8 protein-coding genes, 13 tRNA genes and 4 rRNA genes are annotated in these 17,390 nt (G+C 50.7%); all 25 read left to right on the forward strand.

The genetic code is table 11. The features are described from left to right. Positions 1 to 76: 76 nt before the first annotated feature. The 25 genes from NST44_RS08645 to glmM all read left to right on the forward strand — a co-directional run bounded on the left by NST44_RS08645 (position 77) and on the right by glmM (position 17,026). Positions 77 to 685, forward strand: a complete 609-nt coding sequence (locus tag NST44_RS08645; RefSeq protein ID WP_028406977.1) for a stage II sporulation protein M — start codon at positions 77 to 79, stop codon at positions 683 to 685. 222 nt (positions 686 to 907) lie between these two features. After that, positions 908 to 1,138, forward strand: a complete 231-nt coding sequence (locus NST44_RS08650) for a hypothetical protein (protein WP_007132529.1) — start codon at positions 908 to 910, stop codon at positions 1,136 to 1,138. 348 nt (positions 1,139 to 1,486) lie between these two features. Then, a 16S ribosomal RNA gene (locus tag NST44_RS08655) occupies positions 1,487 to 3,040 on the forward strand. Between the two features lie 138 nt (positions 3,041 to 3,178). Next, positions 3,179 to 3,295: ribosomal RNA gene (gene rrf, locus NST44_RS08660) — 5S ribosomal RNA — on the forward strand. Between the two features lie 9 nt (positions 3,296 to 3,304). Further along, a tRNA-Ile gene (locus NST44_RS08665) sits at positions 3,305 to 3,381 on the forward strand. Between the two features lie 26 nt (positions 3,382 to 3,407). Further along, positions 3,408 to 3,483: transfer RNA gene (locus NST44_RS08670), tRNA-Ala, on the forward strand. A 333-nt stretch (positions 3,484 to 3,816) separates the two neighbouring features. Continuing rightward, positions 3,817 to 6,863: ribosomal RNA gene (locus NST44_RS08675) — 23S ribosomal RNA — on the forward strand. A gap of 233 nt (positions 6,864 to 7,096) precedes the next feature. Next, positions 7,097 to 7,213: ribosomal RNA gene (rrf, locus tag NST44_RS08680) — 5S ribosomal RNA — on the forward strand. The 16S, 23S and 5S rRNA genes sit together here with 13 tRNA genes alongside, the layout of an rRNA operon. 10 nt (positions 7,214 to 7,223) lie before the next feature. Further along, a tRNA-Asn gene (locus tag NST44_RS08685) sits at positions 7,224 to 7,299 on the forward strand. Positions 7,300 to 7,302: 3 nt separating this feature from the next. Beyond that, a tRNA-Thr gene (locus NST44_RS08690) sits at positions 7,303 to 7,378 on the forward strand. A gap of 37 nt (positions 7,379 to 7,415) precedes the next feature. Further along, positions 7,416 to 7,490, forward strand: a tRNA-Glu gene (locus tag NST44_RS08695). Between the two features lie 4 nt (positions 7,491 to 7,494). Beyond that, a tRNA-Val gene (locus NST44_RS08700) sits at positions 7,495 to 7,570 on the forward strand. A 47-nt stretch (positions 7,571 to 7,617) separates the two neighbouring features. Next, a tRNA-Gln gene (locus NST44_RS08705) sits at positions 7,618 to 7,692 on the forward strand. Between the two features lie 68 nt (positions 7,693 to 7,760). Beyond that, a tRNA-Lys gene (locus NST44_RS08710) sits at positions 7,761 to 7,836 on the forward strand. Between the two features lie 14 nt (positions 7,837 to 7,850). Further along, positions 7,851 to 7,934 (forward strand) — tRNA-Leu (locus NST44_RS08715). Positions 7,935 to 7,939: 5 nt separating this feature from the next. Next, a tRNA-Gly gene (locus tag NST44_RS08720) sits at positions 7,940 to 8,014 on the forward strand. Positions 8,015 to 8,017: 3 nt separating this feature from the next. Further along, positions 8,018 to 8,094, forward strand: a tRNA-Arg gene (locus NST44_RS08725). 14 nt (positions 8,095 to 8,108) lie between these two features. Then, a tRNA-Pro gene (locus NST44_RS08730) sits at positions 8,109 to 8,182 on the forward strand. 76 nt (positions 8,183 to 8,258) lie between these two features. Continuing rightward, positions 8,259 to 8,332, forward strand: a tRNA-Gly gene (locus NST44_RS08735). 277 nt (positions 8,333 to 8,609) lie between these two features. Further along, on the forward strand, positions 8,610 to 11,396 hold the full coding sequence (gene ppc, locus NST44_RS08740) for a phosphoenolpyruvate carboxylase (protein WP_340898882.1): 2,787 nt from the start codon (positions 8,610 to 8,612) through the stop codon (positions 11,394 to 11,396). Positions 11,397 to 11,660: 264 nt separating this feature from the next. Next, a complete protein-coding gene (sigW, locus tag NST44_RS08745; protein WP_034274467.1) occupies positions 11,661 to 12,230 on the forward strand; it encodes an RNA polymerase sigma factor SigW in 570 nt (189 codons plus the stop codon). A gap of 261 nt (positions 12,231 to 12,491) precedes the next feature. Next, a complete protein-coding gene (locus NST44_RS08750; RefSeq protein ID WP_340898890.1) occupies positions 12,492 to 13,106 on the forward strand; it encodes a zf-HC2 domain-containing protein in 615 nt (204 codons plus the stop codon). Positions 13,107 to 13,365: 259 nt separating this feature from the next. Further along, on the forward strand, positions 13,366 to 14,193 hold the full coding sequence (cdaA, locus tag NST44_RS08755; protein ID WP_007133197.1) for a diadenylate cyclase CdaA: 828 nt from the start codon (positions 13,366 to 13,368) through the stop codon (positions 14,191 to 14,193). Further along, on the forward strand, positions 14,186 to 15,649 hold the full coding sequence (locus tag NST44_RS08760) for a CdaR family protein (RefSeq protein ID WP_007133198.1): 1,464 nt from the start codon (positions 14,186 to 14,188) through the stop codon (positions 15,647 to 15,649). The genes cdaA and NST44_RS08760 overlap by 8 nt, the downstream gene beginning before the upstream one ends. A 36-nt stretch (positions 15,650 to 15,685) precedes the next feature. After that, on the forward strand, positions 15,686 to 17,026 hold the full coding sequence (gene glmM / locus NST44_RS08765) for a phosphoglucosamine mutase (RefSeq protein ID WP_007133199.1): 1,341 nt from the start codon (positions 15,686 to 15,688) through the stop codon (positions 17,024 to 17,026). Positions 17,027 to 17,390: the final 364 nt, after the last annotated feature.

Raw genomic sequence — 17,390 nt, forward strand, 5'->3', positions numbered from 1 at the left:
CCCTTCAGTGTGCAGTAGCTTGTTTACTTCAACATATGCTCGTACTTGTGAGTTATACCAATAAAGGAGGTACCGAATGTTTCGTTTTAGCAATTTTCTTAGAGATTTAACCACGATCCGGAAGGCGCTCATTCTTTCTGCCGTCTTGTTTGCCGGCGGGATTGCGATCGGGTGGGGATCGGAGGAATTTGAGCAGCTGCTTATCAGCCAGCTTCAAGGGCTGGGAGAGATGAGTCAGGAGCTGCGGATGTCGGACAACCCGGAATGGAGCTTCTTTGTGTTTATATTTTTGAACAATAGTATCAAGAGTGTGCTGGTCATGCTGTCAGGCATATTGCTCGGGGTTATCCCATTCATTTTCCTTCTCGTTAACGGCATGGTGATTGGTTTTTTGCTGAAAATCGTGCAGGCAAGCGGCGAGAGTCTGTTTGATCTCATTGTGAAGGGTTTGCTCCCGCACGGGATCATTGAAATTCCGGTCATTGTGATTGCCTGCGGGTATGGTCTTGCTTTCGGCGGGCTGGTCTTCCGAAGCATGCTTGCATCAGGCGAGAAAAGAAGAGGGATCGGTACGGAGTGGCGCGGCTTCTGGCGCAAGCTGGGGACGGCATCGCTATGGGTCGTCGTGCTTCTGCTGGTCGCCGCCATTATCGAAAGTACAATTACATTATGGTTGATGTCATAATTTTCAAGGAAATTGTGCATACCTAATAAAGCGGATCGAGCGTTGTTCTTCAAGAGTGTTAAGTGAAGCTTACAGCGCTCGCTGTTTTGAAAAACCAGAAATCGCTTATATTCGGTTTAGAGATCCGGCCATATCGGTTAATCAACCTTACATAGGGAAGAGCTGCTTTAATCCGATGAAAGTGAAATTTCATTGTTCGCTAATATATAAGGAGGTCCTATCATGCTGGGAATGCTATTCAATGAGAAAGAATGCAAAGAGCTTGATTATGTACTGCGAAAAGAACTGGATGAAATGCTGCTGGACTTAAGCGACCAACGATTGGACCAGAATATTAGACAGGCGATCGCGAATCGCTATAAGACGGTATTTCGCATGTATGCCCGCTTTGCTCCTCAGAAAGAACTCTCCAAATATGCTCGTAACGGGAAGTTCCCGCAATTCAAACACTAATTCGCAGAAAAAGTGTTGACGAACTCGCCGAGTGTGTGGTAAATTAATTTTCGCTTCCTTTCCGAAGGTGATGCCGCCGGTCGGCGGCCATCAAACTTCACCAAAAACTTCAAAAAACTTTTTTTAAAAAAAGTATTGCAAAGTTGCTAGGAAGTATGATATATTATAAAAGTCGCCGCTGAGATGCGGATGACGATAAGAAACACAGATTGATCTTTGAAAACTGAACAACGAGTGAGTAAAAACGAACCGCTTCGGCGGGGAGTTACAATAGAGAATTGAACAAATTCTCGTCAGTTTTTCTAATGAGCTTAATCGCTCTTTCAATCGATCATCCTCGGATGATCTTTATTGGAGAGTTTGATCCTGGCTCAGGACGAACGCTGGCGGCGTGCCTAATACATGCAAGTCGAGCGGAGCTGATGGGGTGCTTGCACTCCTGATGCTTAGCGGCGGACGGGTGAGTAACACGTAGGCAACCTGCCCTCAAGACTGGGATAACTACCGGAAACGGTAGCTAATACCGGATAATTAAATTCGCTGCATGGCGGAGTTATGAAAGGTGGAGCAATCTGTCGCTTGAGGATGGGCCTGCGGCGCATTAGCTAGTTGGTGAGGTAACGGCTCACCAAGGCGACGATGCGTAGCCGACCTGAGAGGGTGAACGGCCACACTGGGACTGAGACACGGCCCAGACTCCTACGGGAGGCAGCAGTAGGGAATCTTCCGCAATGGGCGAAAGCCTGACGGAGCAACGCCGCGTGAGTGATGAAGGTTTTCGGATCGTAAAGCTCTGTTGCCAGGGAAGAACGTCTCATAGAGTAACTGCTATGAGAGTGACGGTACCTGAGAAGAAAGCCCCGGCTAACTACGTGCCAGCAGCCGCGGTAATACGTAGGGGGCAAGCGTTGTCCGGAATTATTGGGCGTAAAGCGCGCGCAGGCGGTTCTTTAAGTCTGGTGTTTAAACCCGAGGCTCAACTTCGGGACGCACTGGAAACTGGGGAACTTGAGTGCAGAAGAGGAGAGTGGAATTCCACGTGTAGCGGTGAAATGCGTAGATATGTGGAGGAACACCAGTGGCGAAGGCGACTCTCTGGGCTGTAACTGACGCTGAGGCGCGAAAGCGTGGGGAGCGAACAGGATTAGATACCCTGGTAGTCCACGCCGTAAACGATGAATGCTAGGTGTTAGGGGTTTCGATACCCTTGGTGCCGAAGTTAACACATTAAGCATTCCGCCTGGGGAGTACGGTCGCAAGACTGAAACTCAAAGGAATTGACGGGGACCCGCACAAGCAGTGGAGTATGTGGTTTAATTCGAAGCAACGCGAAGAACCTTACCAAGTCTTGACATCCCTCTGAATCCTCTAGAGATAGGGGCGGCCTTCGGGACAGAGGAGACAGGTGGTGCATGGTTGTCGTCAGCTCGTGTCGTGAGATGTTGGGTTAAGTCCCGCAACGAGCGCAACCCTTGATCTTAGTTGCCAGCACTTAAGGTGGGCACTCTAAGGTGACTGCCGGTGACAAACCGGAGGAAGGTGGGGATGACGTCAAATCATCATGCCCCTTATGACTTGGGCTACACACGTACTACAATGGCTGGTACAACGGGAAGCGAAGCCGCGAGGTGGAGCCAATCCTAAAAAGCCAGTCTCAGTTCGGATTGCAGGCTGCAACTCGCCTGCATGAAGTCGGAATTGCTAGTAATCGCGGATCAGCATGCCGCGGTGAATACGTTCCCGGGTCTTGTACACACCGCCCGTCACACCACGAGAGTTTACAACACCCGAAGTCGGTGGGGTAACCCGCAAGGGAGCCAGCCGCCGAAGGTGGGGTAGATGATTGGGGTGAAGTCGTAACAAGGTAGCCGTATCGGAAGGTGCGGCTGGATCACCTCCTTTCTATGGAGTACCTCGCTTCCGTAGCGAAGCGGTACAAATACGGTCAGCGCAAGCTGCCGGATAAATAGGCTTTACGAAGTAAAGTCAACCAACTCACTCGTTGGTCAGTTTTGAGAGGTCAATCCTTTCATACATACGTTTGGTGATGATGGCGGAAGGGTTCCACGCGTTCCCATACCGAACACGACCGTTAAGCCTTCCAGCGCCGATGGTACTTGGACCGAAGGGTCCCGGGAGAGTAGGACGTTGCCAAGCGTATGATATGGGCCCTTAGCTCAGCTGGTTAGAGCGCACCCCTGATAAGGGTGAGGTCGGTGGTTCGAGTCCACTAGGGCCCACCATAACAACTTTATATACTTCCTAATATGGGGCTATAGCTCAGCTGGGAGAGCGCCTGCCTTGCACGCAGGAGGTCAGGGGTTCGATCCCCCTTGGCTCCACCATATTTATTCTTAACGCTTCCATAAATTGCAGGTTGTACTGTGATGGAGGTTGTGATAAGATAATCTTCCGGTCGAAAGACTGGCATTGATCCTTGAAAACTAGATAACGAAACGAATTTGCGTTTTAGAAATATCCTTTTAGCTGAACTTGTGTCAAAACAAGTTTCAATAAAAGTAGCACGCGAAGGTTTTGGGATCATCGATCCTTTGGGAGCTTGTTTCACCATTGAGTGGTTTTATCCAATCAGGAAACAAGCGGACAACAGAGCGATGAGCACAATAACCGGAGCATAGTTTATGCTTTCGAAGTTAGTTTCGCAAGCGAAACTTTGAGGTTAAGCTACTAAGAGCACACGGAGGATGCCTAGGCGCTAGGAGCCGATGAAGGACGTGGCGAACAACGATACTGCCTCGGGGAGCTGTAAGCAAGCTTCGATCCGGGGATGTCCGAATGGGGAAACCCGACTGGTGTAATAGCCAGTCACTTCTGCCTGAATACATAGGGCAGCTAGAGGCATACCCAGGGAACTGAAACATCTAAGTACCTGGAGGAAGAGAAAACAAGAGTGATTCCGTCAGTAGCGGCGAGCGAACGCGGAACAGCCTAAACCAGAGAGCTTGCTCTCTGGGGTTGTGGGACGTCTCACATGGAGTTACAAAGGTTTAGATTAGACGAACAGGTCTGGAAAGGCCGGCCATAGAAGGTAAAAGCCCTGTAATCGAAAATGTGAACCCTCCGAGACGGATCCCGAGTAGTGCGGGGCACGTGAAACCCCGTATGAATCCAGCAGGACCATCTGCTAAGGCTAAATACTCCCTAGCGACCGATAGTGAAGCAGTACCGTGAGGGAAAGGTGAAAAGCACCCCGGAAGGGGAGTGAAATAGAACCTGAAACCGTGTGCTTACAAGAAGTCAGAGCCCGATCGATGGGTGATGGCGTGCCTTTTGTAGAATGAACCGGCGAGTTACGTTCCCATGCAAGGTTAAGGCGAGAAGCCGTAGCCGCAGCGAAAGCGAGTCTGAATAGGGCGCTTTAGTATGTGGACGTAGACCCGAAACCGTGTGATCTACCCCTGTCCAGGGTGAAGGTGCGGTAACACGCACTGGAGGCCCGAACCCACGTACGTTGAAAAGTGCGGGGATGAGGTGGGGGTAGCGGAGAAATTCCAATCGAACTCGGAGATAGCTGGTTCTCCCCGAAATAGCTTTAGGGCTAGCCTCGGAAATTAGAGTCGTGGAGGTAGAGCACTGATTGGGTGCGGGGCCCGCAAGGGTTACCAAGCTCAGTCAAACTCCGAATGCCATAGACTTATATCCGGGAGTCAGACAGTGAGTGCTAAGATCCATTGTCAAAAGGGAAACAGCCCAGACCATCAGCTAAGGTCCCCAAGTGTGTGTTAAGTGGGAAAGGATGTGGAGTTGCACAGACAACCAGGATGTTGGCTTAGAAGCAGCCACCATTTAAAGAGTGCGTAATAGCTCACTGGTCGAGTGACTCTGCGCCGAAAATGTAACGGGGCTAAACACACCACCGAAGCTATGGCTTGAATCGACTTCACTGCTTCTTTGAGGTAGTGAGCCTGAGTTGAACATTTTTGTCAGACTTGAGATGAAATCAAGGATGACCAAATGCTCTCAGGGGTTAAACACACTTCGAAGGCGGAGTGAAGTCGATTCAGGGGTAGGGGAGCGTTGTATGTAGGTTGAAGGTGTACCGTAAGGAGCGCTGGACAGCATACAAGTGAGAATGCCGGTATGAGTAACGAAAAGATCAGTGAGAATCTGATCCGCCGAAAGCCCAAGGTTTCCTGAGGAAGGCTCGTCCGCTCAGGGTAAGTCGGGACCTAAGGCGAGGCCGAAAGGCGTAGTCGAAGGACAACAGGTTGAAATTCCTGTACCACCGTAAACCGTTATGAACGATGGGGTGACGCAGGAGGGTAGTGACGCGGACTGATGGATGTCCGTCCAAGCAGTGAGGCTGATGTGTAGGCAAATCCGCACATCGATAAGGCTGGGCTGTGATGGGGAGTGAAAATTACAGTAGCGAAGGTCATGATCTCACACTGCCAAGAAAAGCCTCTAGTCAGGTGAAGGTGCCCGTACCGCAAACCGACACAGGTAGGCGAGAAGAGAATTCTAAGGCGCGCGGAAGAACTCTCGTTAAGGAACTCGGCAAAATGACCCCGTAACTTCGGGAGAAGGGGTGCCTCGGTAGGGTGAATAGCCCGAGGGGGCCGCAGTGAAAAGGCCCAAGCGACTGTTTAGCAAAAACACAGGTCTGTGCGAAGCCGCAAGGCGAAGTATACGGGCTGACGCCTGCCCGGTGCTGGAAGGTTAAGGGGAGCGGTTAGGGGTTAAACCCGAAGCTGTGAACCGAAGCCCCAGTAAACGGCGGCCGTAACTATAACGGTCCTAAGGTAGCGAAATTCCTTGTCAGGTAAATTCTGACCCGCACGAATGGCGTAACGACTTGGGCGCTGTCTCAACGAGAGATCCGGTGAAATTTTAATACCTGTGAAGATGCAGGTTACCCGCGACAAGACGGAAAGACCCCATGGAGCTTTACTGCAGCTTGATATTGGATTTGGGTACGATCTGTACAGGATAGGTGGGAGCCTTTGAAGCATGAGCGCCAGCTTGTGTGGAGGCGACGTTGGGATACCACCCTGATCGTATCTAGGTTCTAACCTGGTACCGTGATCCGGTACGGGGACAGTGTCAGGCGGGCAGTTTGACTGGGGCGGTCGCCTCCTAAAGAGTAACGGAGGCGCCCCAAGGTTCCCTCAGAATGGTTGGAAATCATTCGAAGAGTGCAAAGGCATAAGGGAGCTTGACTGCGAGACCTACAAGTCGAGCAGGGACGAAAGTCGGGCTTAGTGATCCGGTGGTACCGCATGGAAGGGCCATCGCTCAACGGATAAAAGCTACCCTGGGGATAACAGGCTTATCTCCCCCAAGAGTCCACATCGACGGGGAGGTTTGGCACCTCGATGTCGGCTCATCGCATCCTGGGGCTGAAGTAGGTCCCAAGGGTTGGGCTGTTCGCCCATTAAAGCGGTACGCGAGCTGGGTTCAGAACGTCGTGAGACAGTTCGGTCCCTATCTGTCGTGGGCGTAGGAAATTTGAGAGGAGCTGTCCTTAGTACGAGAGGACCGGGATGGACGTACCGCTGGTGCACCAGTTGTTCCGCCAGGAGCATGGCTGGGTAGCTACGTACGGACGGGATAAGCGCTGAAAGCATCTAAGCGTGAAGCCCCCCTCAAGATGAGATTTCCCAGTATGTAAGACCCCTTGAAGACGACGAGGTAGATAGGTTGGAGGTGGAAGTGCAGTAATGCATGGAGCTGACCAATACTAATCGGTCGAGGGCTTATCCTAAACAACACCCCAAAAAGTGAAGCGAAGCTTTGAAGCGGATGCCGAATACTTTTCGGGGACCCCGATCCAACATTGGGGAAATGCTACGGATTCTAAACAACGCAAAGACGTTTCGTATCTAGTTTTCAAGGTTCAAAAAATCTTGAAACGATTTTGAAGCTGCATGCCTTATCTAAGGCTTGATATTTTGCTGGTGAGCAATCATTGAAGCAAAGCGCAGCGCAAAAATCACGTTTGGTGGCGATGGCGGAAGGGTTCCACGCGTTCCCATACCGAACACGACCGTTAAGCCTTCCAGCGCCGATGGTACTTGGACCGAAGGGTCCCGGGAGAGTAGGACGCCGCCAAGCGAATACATATTCCCTGATAGCTCAGTTGGTAGAGCACTCGACTGTTAATCGAGTTGTCACAGGTTCGAGTCCTGTTCGGGGAGCCACCTGCTTCCATAGCTCAGTAGGTAGAGTGCATCCATGGTAAGGATGAGGTCACCGGTTCGATCCCGGTTGGAAGCTCCAGATCTTCTTTAGCAACTTAGAAGCAGCATGAACATGTGGCCCGTTGGTCAAGGGGTTAAGACACCTCCCTTTCACGGAGGTAACAGGGGTTCGAATCCCCTACGGGTCACCAACACGGAGGCTTAGCTCAGCTGGGAGAGCATCTGCCTTACAAGCAGAGGGTCGGGGGTTCGATCCCCTCAGCCTCCACCATTCATGTTTCAATCTTGAATTGGACATGCTAGTTACATGAACAATATTGGGGATTAGCCAAGCGGTAAGGCAACGGACTTTGACTCCGTCATGCATAGGTTCGAATCCTATATCCCCAGCCATTTTCACTTCAATTAAGGTGAAGATCAGCTTTGAAGGTGAACCGAGGTCTCGGCAGCGCCTTGAATGCGAGCCATTAGCTCAGTTGGTAGAGCACCTGACTTTTAATCAGGGTGTCGAAGGTTCGAGTCCTTCATGGCTCACCAGTGTTTTATCTTGTGCGCGTGTGGCGGAATTGGCAGACGCACTAGACTTAGGATCTAGCGTCTTTGACGTGGGGGTTCAAGTCCCTCCACGCGCACCATATTTGCGGACGTGGCTCAGCGGTAGAGCATCGCCTTGCCAAGGCGAGGGTCGCGGGTTCGATTCCCGTCGTCCGCTCCATTTGCGCCCTTAGCTCAGCTGGATAGAGCGTTTGACTACGAATCAAAAGGTCGGGAGTTCGAATCTCTCAGGGCGTGCCATTTTAAGTTCATATCGGGATGTAGCTCAGCTTGGTAGAGCACCTGGTTTGGGACCAGGGGGTCGCATGTTCGAATCGTGTCATCCCGATTTGCTTAAGTATTTGGTCCCGCAAAAGTAATCGGCGTTTGTTTCAAAGCTTAGTCTCACTTTTGTGGGTTGATATGCGGGTGTAGTTCAATGGTAGAACTCCAGCCTTCCAAGCTGGTAGCGTGGGTTCGATTCCCATCACCCGCTCCATAATATAGCAGGACATCACCATGTGTGATGTTTTTTTACATATCTGGACGATGTTTCTGCGAAGTGTTAATGTACTAAAGAAGAGACTTGCCAATGGCTTCAGGGCTTGTCGCATATGGGATGTTGGCGCTTTTCAAGGGAATGAATTTTGTCGTTCTGGCTAATTTTTTCGGTTGAAAAGTGAAGATTTTCGCCCGCATTTATTGTATGATGTTAGGAAGGCGTTATGTTCTAGAGATAAACCGCGTAAAAAGGGCTTTGAGATGGGAGGAGTAGCATGACTGAACTTACAGTAACCGCAAAGAGTAATTCCAACAATCTGCTGCGGCGAGATGTACGGTTCCTTGGCAATATTCTTGGAGAAGTTCTTGTCCACCAAGGAGGCAACGAGCTTTTAGATATAGTTGAGAAAATTCGCGAAACGAGCAAATCGTTGCGATCCGTATTTCTTCCTGAATTGTTCGCAGATTTTAAGAGAATCATCAGCACGCTGGAACCGGACATCCGTCATCAGGTGATCCGCGCATTTGCGATTTACTTCCAATTGGTTAACATCGCCGAGCAGAATCACCGAATCCGCCGGAAACGCGATTATGAGCGCTCCGCTGGTGAAGGCGTTCAGCCGGGATCCATTGAAAGTGCGGTCCAGGATCTGAAAGAACGCAACATTCCTTTTGAAGAAGTTCAAGAAATTCTCGAAAATCTATCCCTTGAGCTGGTCATGACAGCTCACCCTACTGAAGCGATGCGCAGAGCCATTCTCGACATCCATAAACGGATCGCCGAGGATGTGATGCTGCTGGACAACCCAACATTAACATTCCGCGAAAGAGAACAGCTGCGGGAGAAGCTTCTGAATGAAGTGATTACACTGTGGCAAACCGATGAGCTTCGTGACCGTAAGCCGACCGTTCTGGATGAGGTCCGAAACGGAATGTATTATTTCCATGAGACACTGTTTCACATTCTGCCAGAGGTTTATCAAGAACTGGAGCGTTGCCTGAATAAGTATTATCCGGGCCATCATTGGCATGTTCCGACGTATCTTCGTTTCGGATCGTGGATCGGCGGAGACCGGGACGGTAATCCTTCGGTGACGGCGGACGTGACCTGGAAAACCCTCGAGATGCAGCGTAAATTGGCAATCCGAGAATATCAGCGGATCCTGCGTGATTTTATGAAGTATCTCAGCTTCAGCTCGACCATTGTCAACGTATCCGACGAGTTGATTGCGTCCATTGAGAAGGACCGCCAAAACGTTACGCTGAAGAAGATGGAAATTTGGCACAATGAGAAAGAGCCGTATCGTATTAAGCTCGTTTATATGCTGGCCAAAATCAGTCATATTCTCGATGACGACATGATCGGCAGCGAGCGCTACCAGTCACCGGAAGAATTCATTGAAGATTTGAAGATCATCGACCGCAGTCTGCGCTTCCATTTTGCTGACTATGTCGCCGATACGTACATTCAAAAGCTGATTCGCCAGGTTGAATTGTTTGGCTTCCATACCGCAACCCTGGATATTAGACAACACAGCAAAGAGCATGAGAATGCGATGGCTGAGATTTTGCACAAAATGAACGTTACCAGTGATTACGTGCAATTAAGCGAAGATGAGAAGATTGCACTCCTGAACGGCCTGCTGAATGACCCTCGTCCGCTGACGACTCCTTATCAGGAGTACAGCGACAGTACGGAGGAGTGTCTGGAAGTGTACCGTACCGTATTCCGTGCTCAGAAGGAATTCGGCGTGAAGTGCATATCGAGCTATCTGATCAGTATGTCTGAGGGCGCAAGCGATATTCTGGAAGTGATGGTGTTCGCGAAAGAAGCCGGATTGTTCCGCAAGGATACGGACGGCACGGTTGTTGCCACCTTGCAGGCAGCACCGTTGTTCGAGACGATCGAAGACCTGCACGCAGCGCCTGAGATCATGCGTAAGCTCTTCAGCCTTCCGATCTACCGCGAAGCCGTAAGCGCGATGAATGACTTACAGGAGATCATGCTCGGCTACTCTGACAGCAACAAGGATGGCGGAGCCATTACGGCCAACTGGGAGCTTCAAGTGGCGCTTAAGGAAATCACCGCGGTTGCCAACGAATTTGGCATCAAGGTGAAGTATTTCCATGGGCGGGGCGGATCCTTGGGACGCGGCGGCATGCCGCTGAACCGCAGTATTCTGGCACAGCCGGCGTCCACGATTGCCGGCGGCATCAAGATTACGGAGCAGGGAGAGGTCATCTCGTCGCGCTATTCCCTGAAAGGGATTGCTTATCGAAGCCTGGAGCAAGCCACTTCCGCGCTCATTACGGCATCGATCAATGCACGTTATCCGGAAACCCAATCCGTCGATAAAGAATGGGAGGAAATCGCCTCCCGGATCTCGGAGGCAGCGCAGAAGAAGTATCAGGATCTGATCTTCCGTGACCCGGATTTCCTCAGCTTTTTCAAAGAATCGACGCCGCTTCCGGAAGTTGGCGAGCTAAATATCGGTTCACGCCCATCGAAGCGCAAGAACAGCGACCGTTTCGAGGACCTGAGAGCCATTCCTTGGGTGTTTGCATGGACCCAGAGCCGTTACCTCCTCCCGGCATGGTATGCGGCTGGTACGGGCTTGCAGAGCTTCTACCAAGGCAAGGAAGAGAATCTGAAGGTGCTTCAGAAGATGTACACGGACTATCCGTTCTTTACTTCGCTGATTGATACCCTTCAGATGGCACTTGCCAAGGCCGATCTGATCATCGCTAAGGAGTACTCCTTAATGGCGAAGGACGATACGTCACGCGAGCGCATCTTTGGATTGATCCAGGAAGAGTTCAACCTGACGAAGGATCTCGTCCTCAAAATTACCGGGCAGCAGGACATCCTGGATAATCAACCGGTCCTGCAGGAATCGATTCGACTCCGCAATCCTTACGTCGATCCGCTTAGCTACCTGCAGGTACAGCTGCTCAACGAGCTCCGCAGCTTAAGAGAGCAGGGGCAGGATGACGCTGAGCTGCTTCGGGAAGTGCTGCTTACGATTAACGGCATTGCCGCAGGGCTCCGGAATACGGGCTGATCCCGGCCAAAGTTGCAATGTATCGATAAAGCACGGCAAGACAACGATCTTCATGAACAAGGCGAGGCTCGCTCGAGCCTCGCCTTGTTTTATACCGGATCGATCGCTCTTATTCATTTTGGGAGCACGGGGCATGATAAGTTTTGATCCATTCGAAATTTTCGGTTGGATTTCTAATAGTTGTTGATTTTTAGAAACAGTTGAATTACCATTTGAATGATGCTTTTAAAACAACGTTACCCATCAGACCATTCTGGGGGAGTTATGGTGGAAAATTTGGATGTAAGACTGGCAAAGCTGGCCCGCAAAGGCGATCAGCGAGCGTTTGCCGAAATTGTGGAACTGTACAAGGATAAGATCTTTCATTTAGCATACCGAATGCTAAGCAACCGCCATGAGGCGGAGGACGTCGTACAGGAGACGTTCTTGCGTGTCTATAAAAACCTGGATCGTTATGACGAAAACCAAAAATTCTCGACCTGGATCTACCGGATCGGGACGAATCTTGGTATAGATCGGCTGCGAAAGCGCAAGCCTTCTTTCTCGCTGGATGCGGAACTGAACGACAGCGACGGTATGGACGGTTATTCCCTCATCCCGAGTGACAATCGCACACCGGAGAGTGAAACGCTTCTGTCGGAAACGCAGCGGATCATCCACCAAGCGATCGAGGGGCTTCCAGCCAAGTACAAGACGATCATGATCCTGAGGTATATACAGGATTTATCGCTGCAAGAGATTAGCGAGATATTGGACTTGCCTGTAACAACGATCAAAACGCGAGTCCACCGTGGACGTGAATTCCTTAGGAAAAAGCTGGAGCATAAATTGTAAGAAAAGCCGGGCCACTGCAGGGTGGTTTTTTCTTGCTGACCCAAAGACGGCGCCCGATTGGCGTTGTCGCCTAAGATACGGCCATGAATCGGCAAGGGCTGATTCCCACGATTCATCGGACTCTGCAGACAAAATTGTTTTTTTATCCGAAAATATTTGAAACATCCGTGACTCCTGCACGTATGAACAATAAGCAAGTCTTATGTCCCCCGACGGGGAATGGACCCAGCAAAGAGATTGAACGAAAGGATTGGCTCACAAATGGATTGCAAATTAGCCGTCTCTTTGATGCATGATTATCTGGATAATGACTTGTCCGAGCCGAAGCAGCTTGAATTGAAGCAGCATTTGCAGGAATGCGCCGAGTGCCGAGTCAATTTCGAGAAGCTGGAGCATACCGATATGCTTCTATTTTCCTTAACTCATCATGCGACGAAGCCATCAGATGATCTAGCAGACCGCATTATGGGCATGCTGCCTAAGCCTAAGAAGCAGAAGGCATGGGTTACCTGGGTTAGGAATCATCCTGCGCTTACGGCGGCAGCCATGTTTGTCGTGGTCATGCTCTTTAGCACCATCAGCTTCTGGAACCAAGAGAACCAGCTGGTTGTGAAGAGTGATGAATTCGAGAAGCTGGTGATTGAAGGTGACACGGTCATCATTCCTGCCGATCAGGTCATTGCGGGAGATATAACCGTTGAGAATGGGAAGACTAAGGTCTATGGCCAAGTGAATGGAAATCTCACGGTCATTGACGGGGAGTTGTTCCAGGCCTCCACCGCTCATATAGCAGGTCAAGTTAAAGATATTGATAAGGCAATGGATTGGATATGGTACAAAATCTCCAATCTGTTCACAGATGTCGCTTACCGATAAGAATCGCCTGCACCTTACTGAATACAAGCGCCTCTTTTCAGTGAAAAGACGGCGCTTCTTTTATTACAAAAATCTGCAAAAAGCAGGTTATGGACGAGGCATTCGCTTGCATCGGAAAGATTAACGTTATAACCTAGAGAGTGTAGAGTACATACTACATATATAGTCTCAAGCGTTATGCATGAGGACGTTCAAAAAGTTCCCAGTGAAGGGCAGATTTTTTGAACCCGCACTTAATGGAATTGACGGGGGTTGCTGTATGGAGTATTTCACGGATATGACCTGGGGAGAAACCATCAAGGATATAATCGATATTCTTATCGTTACCTATATTATATATCAAATGATTCTGCTCGTTCGGGGCACAAGAGCTGTGCAGCTGTTGAAAGGAATCTTGGTACTGGTCGTTATTTGGGCGCTCAGCACCTGGTTCGATCTGTACACGCTCAAATGGCTGATGAATCAGATCTTCACGTTCGGGGTGCTGGCCATCTTTATTATTTTCCAGCCAGAGCTTAGACGTGGACTGGAGCAGCTTGGCCGCGGCAAGTTCTTCGGACGAACGGCGGACGCCGATGAAGAGACCCATAAATTAATTAGCGAAACCATTAAGGCCGTTAATTATTTGTCGAAGCGAAAAATCGGTGCCCTCATCGTATTTGAGCGGACAACCGGCCTCAATGAGTATGTCGAATCCGGCATTCCGATGCGATCGGTGATCAGCTCGGAATTGTTCATTAACATTTTCATACCGAACACGCCGCTTCATGATGGAGCGGTTATTATCCAGAACGGACAGATTGCCGCGGCGGGCTGTTACTTACCCTTATCGGAGAATCCTTTTATAAGCAAAGAGCTTGGTACCAGACACCGCGCAGCCATAGGAATCAGTGAAGTGGGGGATGCGATCTCGGTGGTCGTATCGGAGGAGACCGGTCAAGTATCGTTAGCATTGAATGGGCAAGTGGTTCGGGATATCAAGGAAGAATCCCTCATCTCCAAGCTGTATGAGGAGATGCGTCCTGCCGCATCCACGAAGGAGAAACGCACGTTCTTCTGGAAACGGAAGGAGGGCCGTAATGGATAAATGGATTAAGAACAATACAGTCAGCAAGCTGATTGCATTGGCTGTCAGCATCTTGTTGTGGGCGATGGTTCATATGGACAGCGGCTCGCCTCCTCCCCCGACAACCTTCTACGATACCCGTGTGATTGAAGGGGTCAAAATTCAAACCTACGGGTTCGATGATGGCGAATATGCTTTAACGGGTATCGACAAAGACCGCGTGACGCTGGAAGTGAGGGGCAAACGGTCCAACATCACCCTGTTTACGGATGAGTACAAAGTAAAGCTTGACCTTAGCAATGTGAAGGAGCCCGGTACCCATACCCTTCCTTTAACTGCTTCCGTGCCGAACGGAGTGGAGGTCGTATCGATGGATCCCAGCATGGTTACGGTGACCGTAGAGAAGCGGGTCTCCAAGTCGGTGACGGTAAGTATTGGCACGAAGGGCGAGCCAGCCAAAGATTACCGGGCCGGGACACCCGTGCTGATCGACCCACGCCAAGTCACGGTGACGCTGCCGGAATCCAGGATGGAGAAGCTCGGTCAGGTGAAGGGGAATATTGAGCTGGACGGAGCCAAGGAGAACATTACGGAGAAACGCGTCAAGCTGACGGCATATGATAAGGAAGGCGTTGTGATGGAGGATGCGGTCATCGAGCCGAGCAGCGTAGCGGCCGAAGTGCCGATTGAGCCTGCCTTTGTGACGGTGCCGCTGGAGCTGAAATATACGGGAAGATTGGCCGAAGGGCTTGTGCTTTCCAAGGTGGATCAAAAGGTCAAGGAAGTCAAGTTGTTCGGGAGCAAAGAGGCGCTTGCAGGAGCAGAGACCTATATCGAAGCGATTGTGGATTTGTCTGAAATTAACAAATCAGGAACAACAGTACTTACGGCCGACTTGACGCCGCCTGAAGGTTTTGAGAAAATCGAGCCGAGCTCTGTCGAAGTTGAGGTTACGGCCGTATCGCATGGCGAACGGGTCATTAGCGGAATCCCGATAACCTTAAAGGGAGTAGCTTCGGGCCTGGAAGCTGTTATCCTTGAGCCCGAGGAGAAGTCGATATCACTTACGCTTACCGGAGCGCCCGACCTGCTGAATAGTCTGACTCCCGAAGATATCGGGGCTCAGGCCAATCTAGCCGGGTTGAAGGCGGGTATGCATGAAATTCCGCTTCAAATTACGCTTCCGGATTTCATTAATCGAGCCGACAGGAATCGACTGGTTGTGAAGATCGAGCTGAAGGACAACTCTACGCCGGTTACAACCAACCCGGGAACCACGCCGAAGGATGACGGCAAGGATAAAGACCAGACCGATCCGCCGAGTACCGGAACAGGCAATGAGCAGGGGAATCAAAGCGTAGCGCCGCCCGTAAATTCGGGAACGGATGCCAGCGGAAACGAAGAGGAACCGGCCCATCCACCGGCAGATGGAAGTGCTGACGATGGGGATACGGGTACAGAAACACCGAATGAGTGAAACATAAAGAAATGTAGATAAAGGGGAAGAGAACACATGGGGAAATATTTTGGAACAGATGGGGTAAGAGGGATTGCCAATCAAGAGCTGACTGCCGAAATGGCTTACAGCATCGGCCGCTGCGGCGGCTATGTACTAACGGGGGATAAGGAGAAGCCGACTGTCGTGATTGGCATGGATACGCGCGTATCCGGAGCTATGCTGGAATCTGCATTGGTGGCAGGACTACTGTCGATCGGTGCGCATGTTATTCGTCTAGGGGTTGTTAGCACCCCTGCGGTAGCGTACATTACAAGATTGTTGAAAGCCGATGCCGGCGTTATGATCTCGGCCTCGCACAATCCGGTTGAAGATAACGGAATTAAGTTCTTTGGCGGAGACGGCTTCAAGCTGTCCGATGAAACGGAGCTCAAGATTGAAGAGCTCATGGATGCGGAGAAGGACGAGCTTCCGCGTCCGATCGGAGCCGAACTGGGCGAGCTTCGCGTAGATAATGAATCGAAATTTAAATACTTGGAGTATTTGAAGACAACTATCAGCAACCGTTTCGACGGCCTGAAAATCGTGCTGGACTGCGCGAACGGCGCAGCTTACGAGCTCGCTCCGAAGCTGTTCCGCGAGCTTGGTGCGGAGATTATTACGATCGGCGCTGAGCCTAACGGTCTAAACATCAATGATGGCTGCGGATCGACACATCCGGAGAAGCTGGTTGAAGCCGTCCTTGCCCACGGCGCGGATCTGGGACTTGCTTTTGACGGAGATGCGGATCGTCTGATCGCCATTGACGGGAAAGGCGAGGAGGTTGATGGCGACTTCATCCTGTGCATCTGCGGAGATGCAATGAATCGTGCTGGCAAGCTGAAAGCAGGAACGATTGTGTCCACGGTCATGAGCAACATCGGCTTCTACAAAGCTTGCGACAGCTTGAAGCTGAAAACGGCCAAGACGGCCGTTGGCGACCGCTACGTGATGGAAGAGATGCGTCGCGGCGGATTTAACCTCGGCGGCGAGCAGTCCGGTCATGTTATTTTCCTGGACTATAACACAACCGGTGACGGAATTCTGACAGGCATTCAGCTGGTGGACACCATCGTAGCTTCCGGCAAACCGCTGCATGAACTGAAGAACAGCATGCGCAAGTATCCTCAAGTGCTTGTTAACGTGCGCGTTGGCGATAAAACGAAGTACCAAGGAAATAAGGCAATCGAGTCTGCGATTTCCGAGGTAGAGCAGATTTTGGGAGATAACGGCCGGGTACTGGTTCGCCCTTCCGGTACGGAATCCCTCATTCGGGTTATGGCCGAAGGTCCGGATAAAGACGAGCTGGATCGCTATGTAACCCAGATTGCCGATGTCGTGAAGCGGGAATTAGCCTAAGGCTAAAGTTGGATTTTTCAAGGGTGGAACACCAGTTTATGTAAGGGCCAGTGAACTAGAACAGCTGATAACTGGCCCGCATATTCCTGGTATGATGCAGCGCATGAAAGCGGAAGCAAGCCTTGCTATGACTGCATATGCTGCAGGTATAGGCTCCGCATTCCTGATGCATGGATTCAAGTAGTCTGGAAGGCCGATTCTTGGTGGAGCTCGAAAGAGAAGGCTAGCCACTAAAGTTGCCAAACCCTATTCGGGTGAATATAATATAGAATGTCATTCAAGAATGGAAAGAGAGGGTTGTGAGGTAGACCATAAGCTTCATAAGCGCCAGAGCTTGAAAAATGCGCGGGGAAATCGTTATGAC

Source organism: Paenibacillus sp. FSL W8-0919 (assembly GCF_038003785.1).
In the GTDB taxonomy this organism is placed as follows: Bacteria; Bacillota; Bacilli; order Paenibacillales; family Paenibacillaceae; genus Paenibacillus_AQ; species Paenibacillus_AQ lactis.

Coding starts and splice junctions, on each gene's coding strand:
- NST44_RS08645 (WP_028406977.1), top strand. CDS start 77: ATGTTTCGTTTTAGCAATTTTCTTAGAGATTTAACCACGATCCGGAAG.
- NST44_RS08650 (WP_007132529.1), top strand. CDS start 908: ATGCTGGGAATGCTATTCAATGAGAAAGAATGCAAAGAGCTTGATTAT.
- ppc (WP_340898882.1), top strand. CDS start 8,610: ATGACTGAACTTACAGTAACCGCAAAGAGTAATTCCAACAATCTGCTG.
- sigW (WP_034274467.1), top strand. CDS start 11,661: ATGGTGGAAAATTTGGATGTAAGACTGGCAAAGCTGGCCCGCAAAGGC.
- NST44_RS08750 (WP_340898890.1), top strand. CDS start 12,492: ATGGATTGCAAATTAGCCGTCTCTTTGATGCATGATTATCTGGATAAT.
- cdaA (WP_007133197.1), top strand. CDS start 13,366: ATGGAGTATTTCACGGATATGACCTGGGGAGAAACCATCAAGGATATA.
- NST44_RS08760 (WP_007133198.1), top strand. CDS start 14,186: ATGGATAAATGGATTAAGAACAATACAGTCAGCAAGCTGATTGCATTG.
- glmM (WP_007133199.1), top strand. CDS start 15,686: ATGGGGAAATATTTTGGAACAGATGGGGTAAGAGGGATTGCCAATCAA.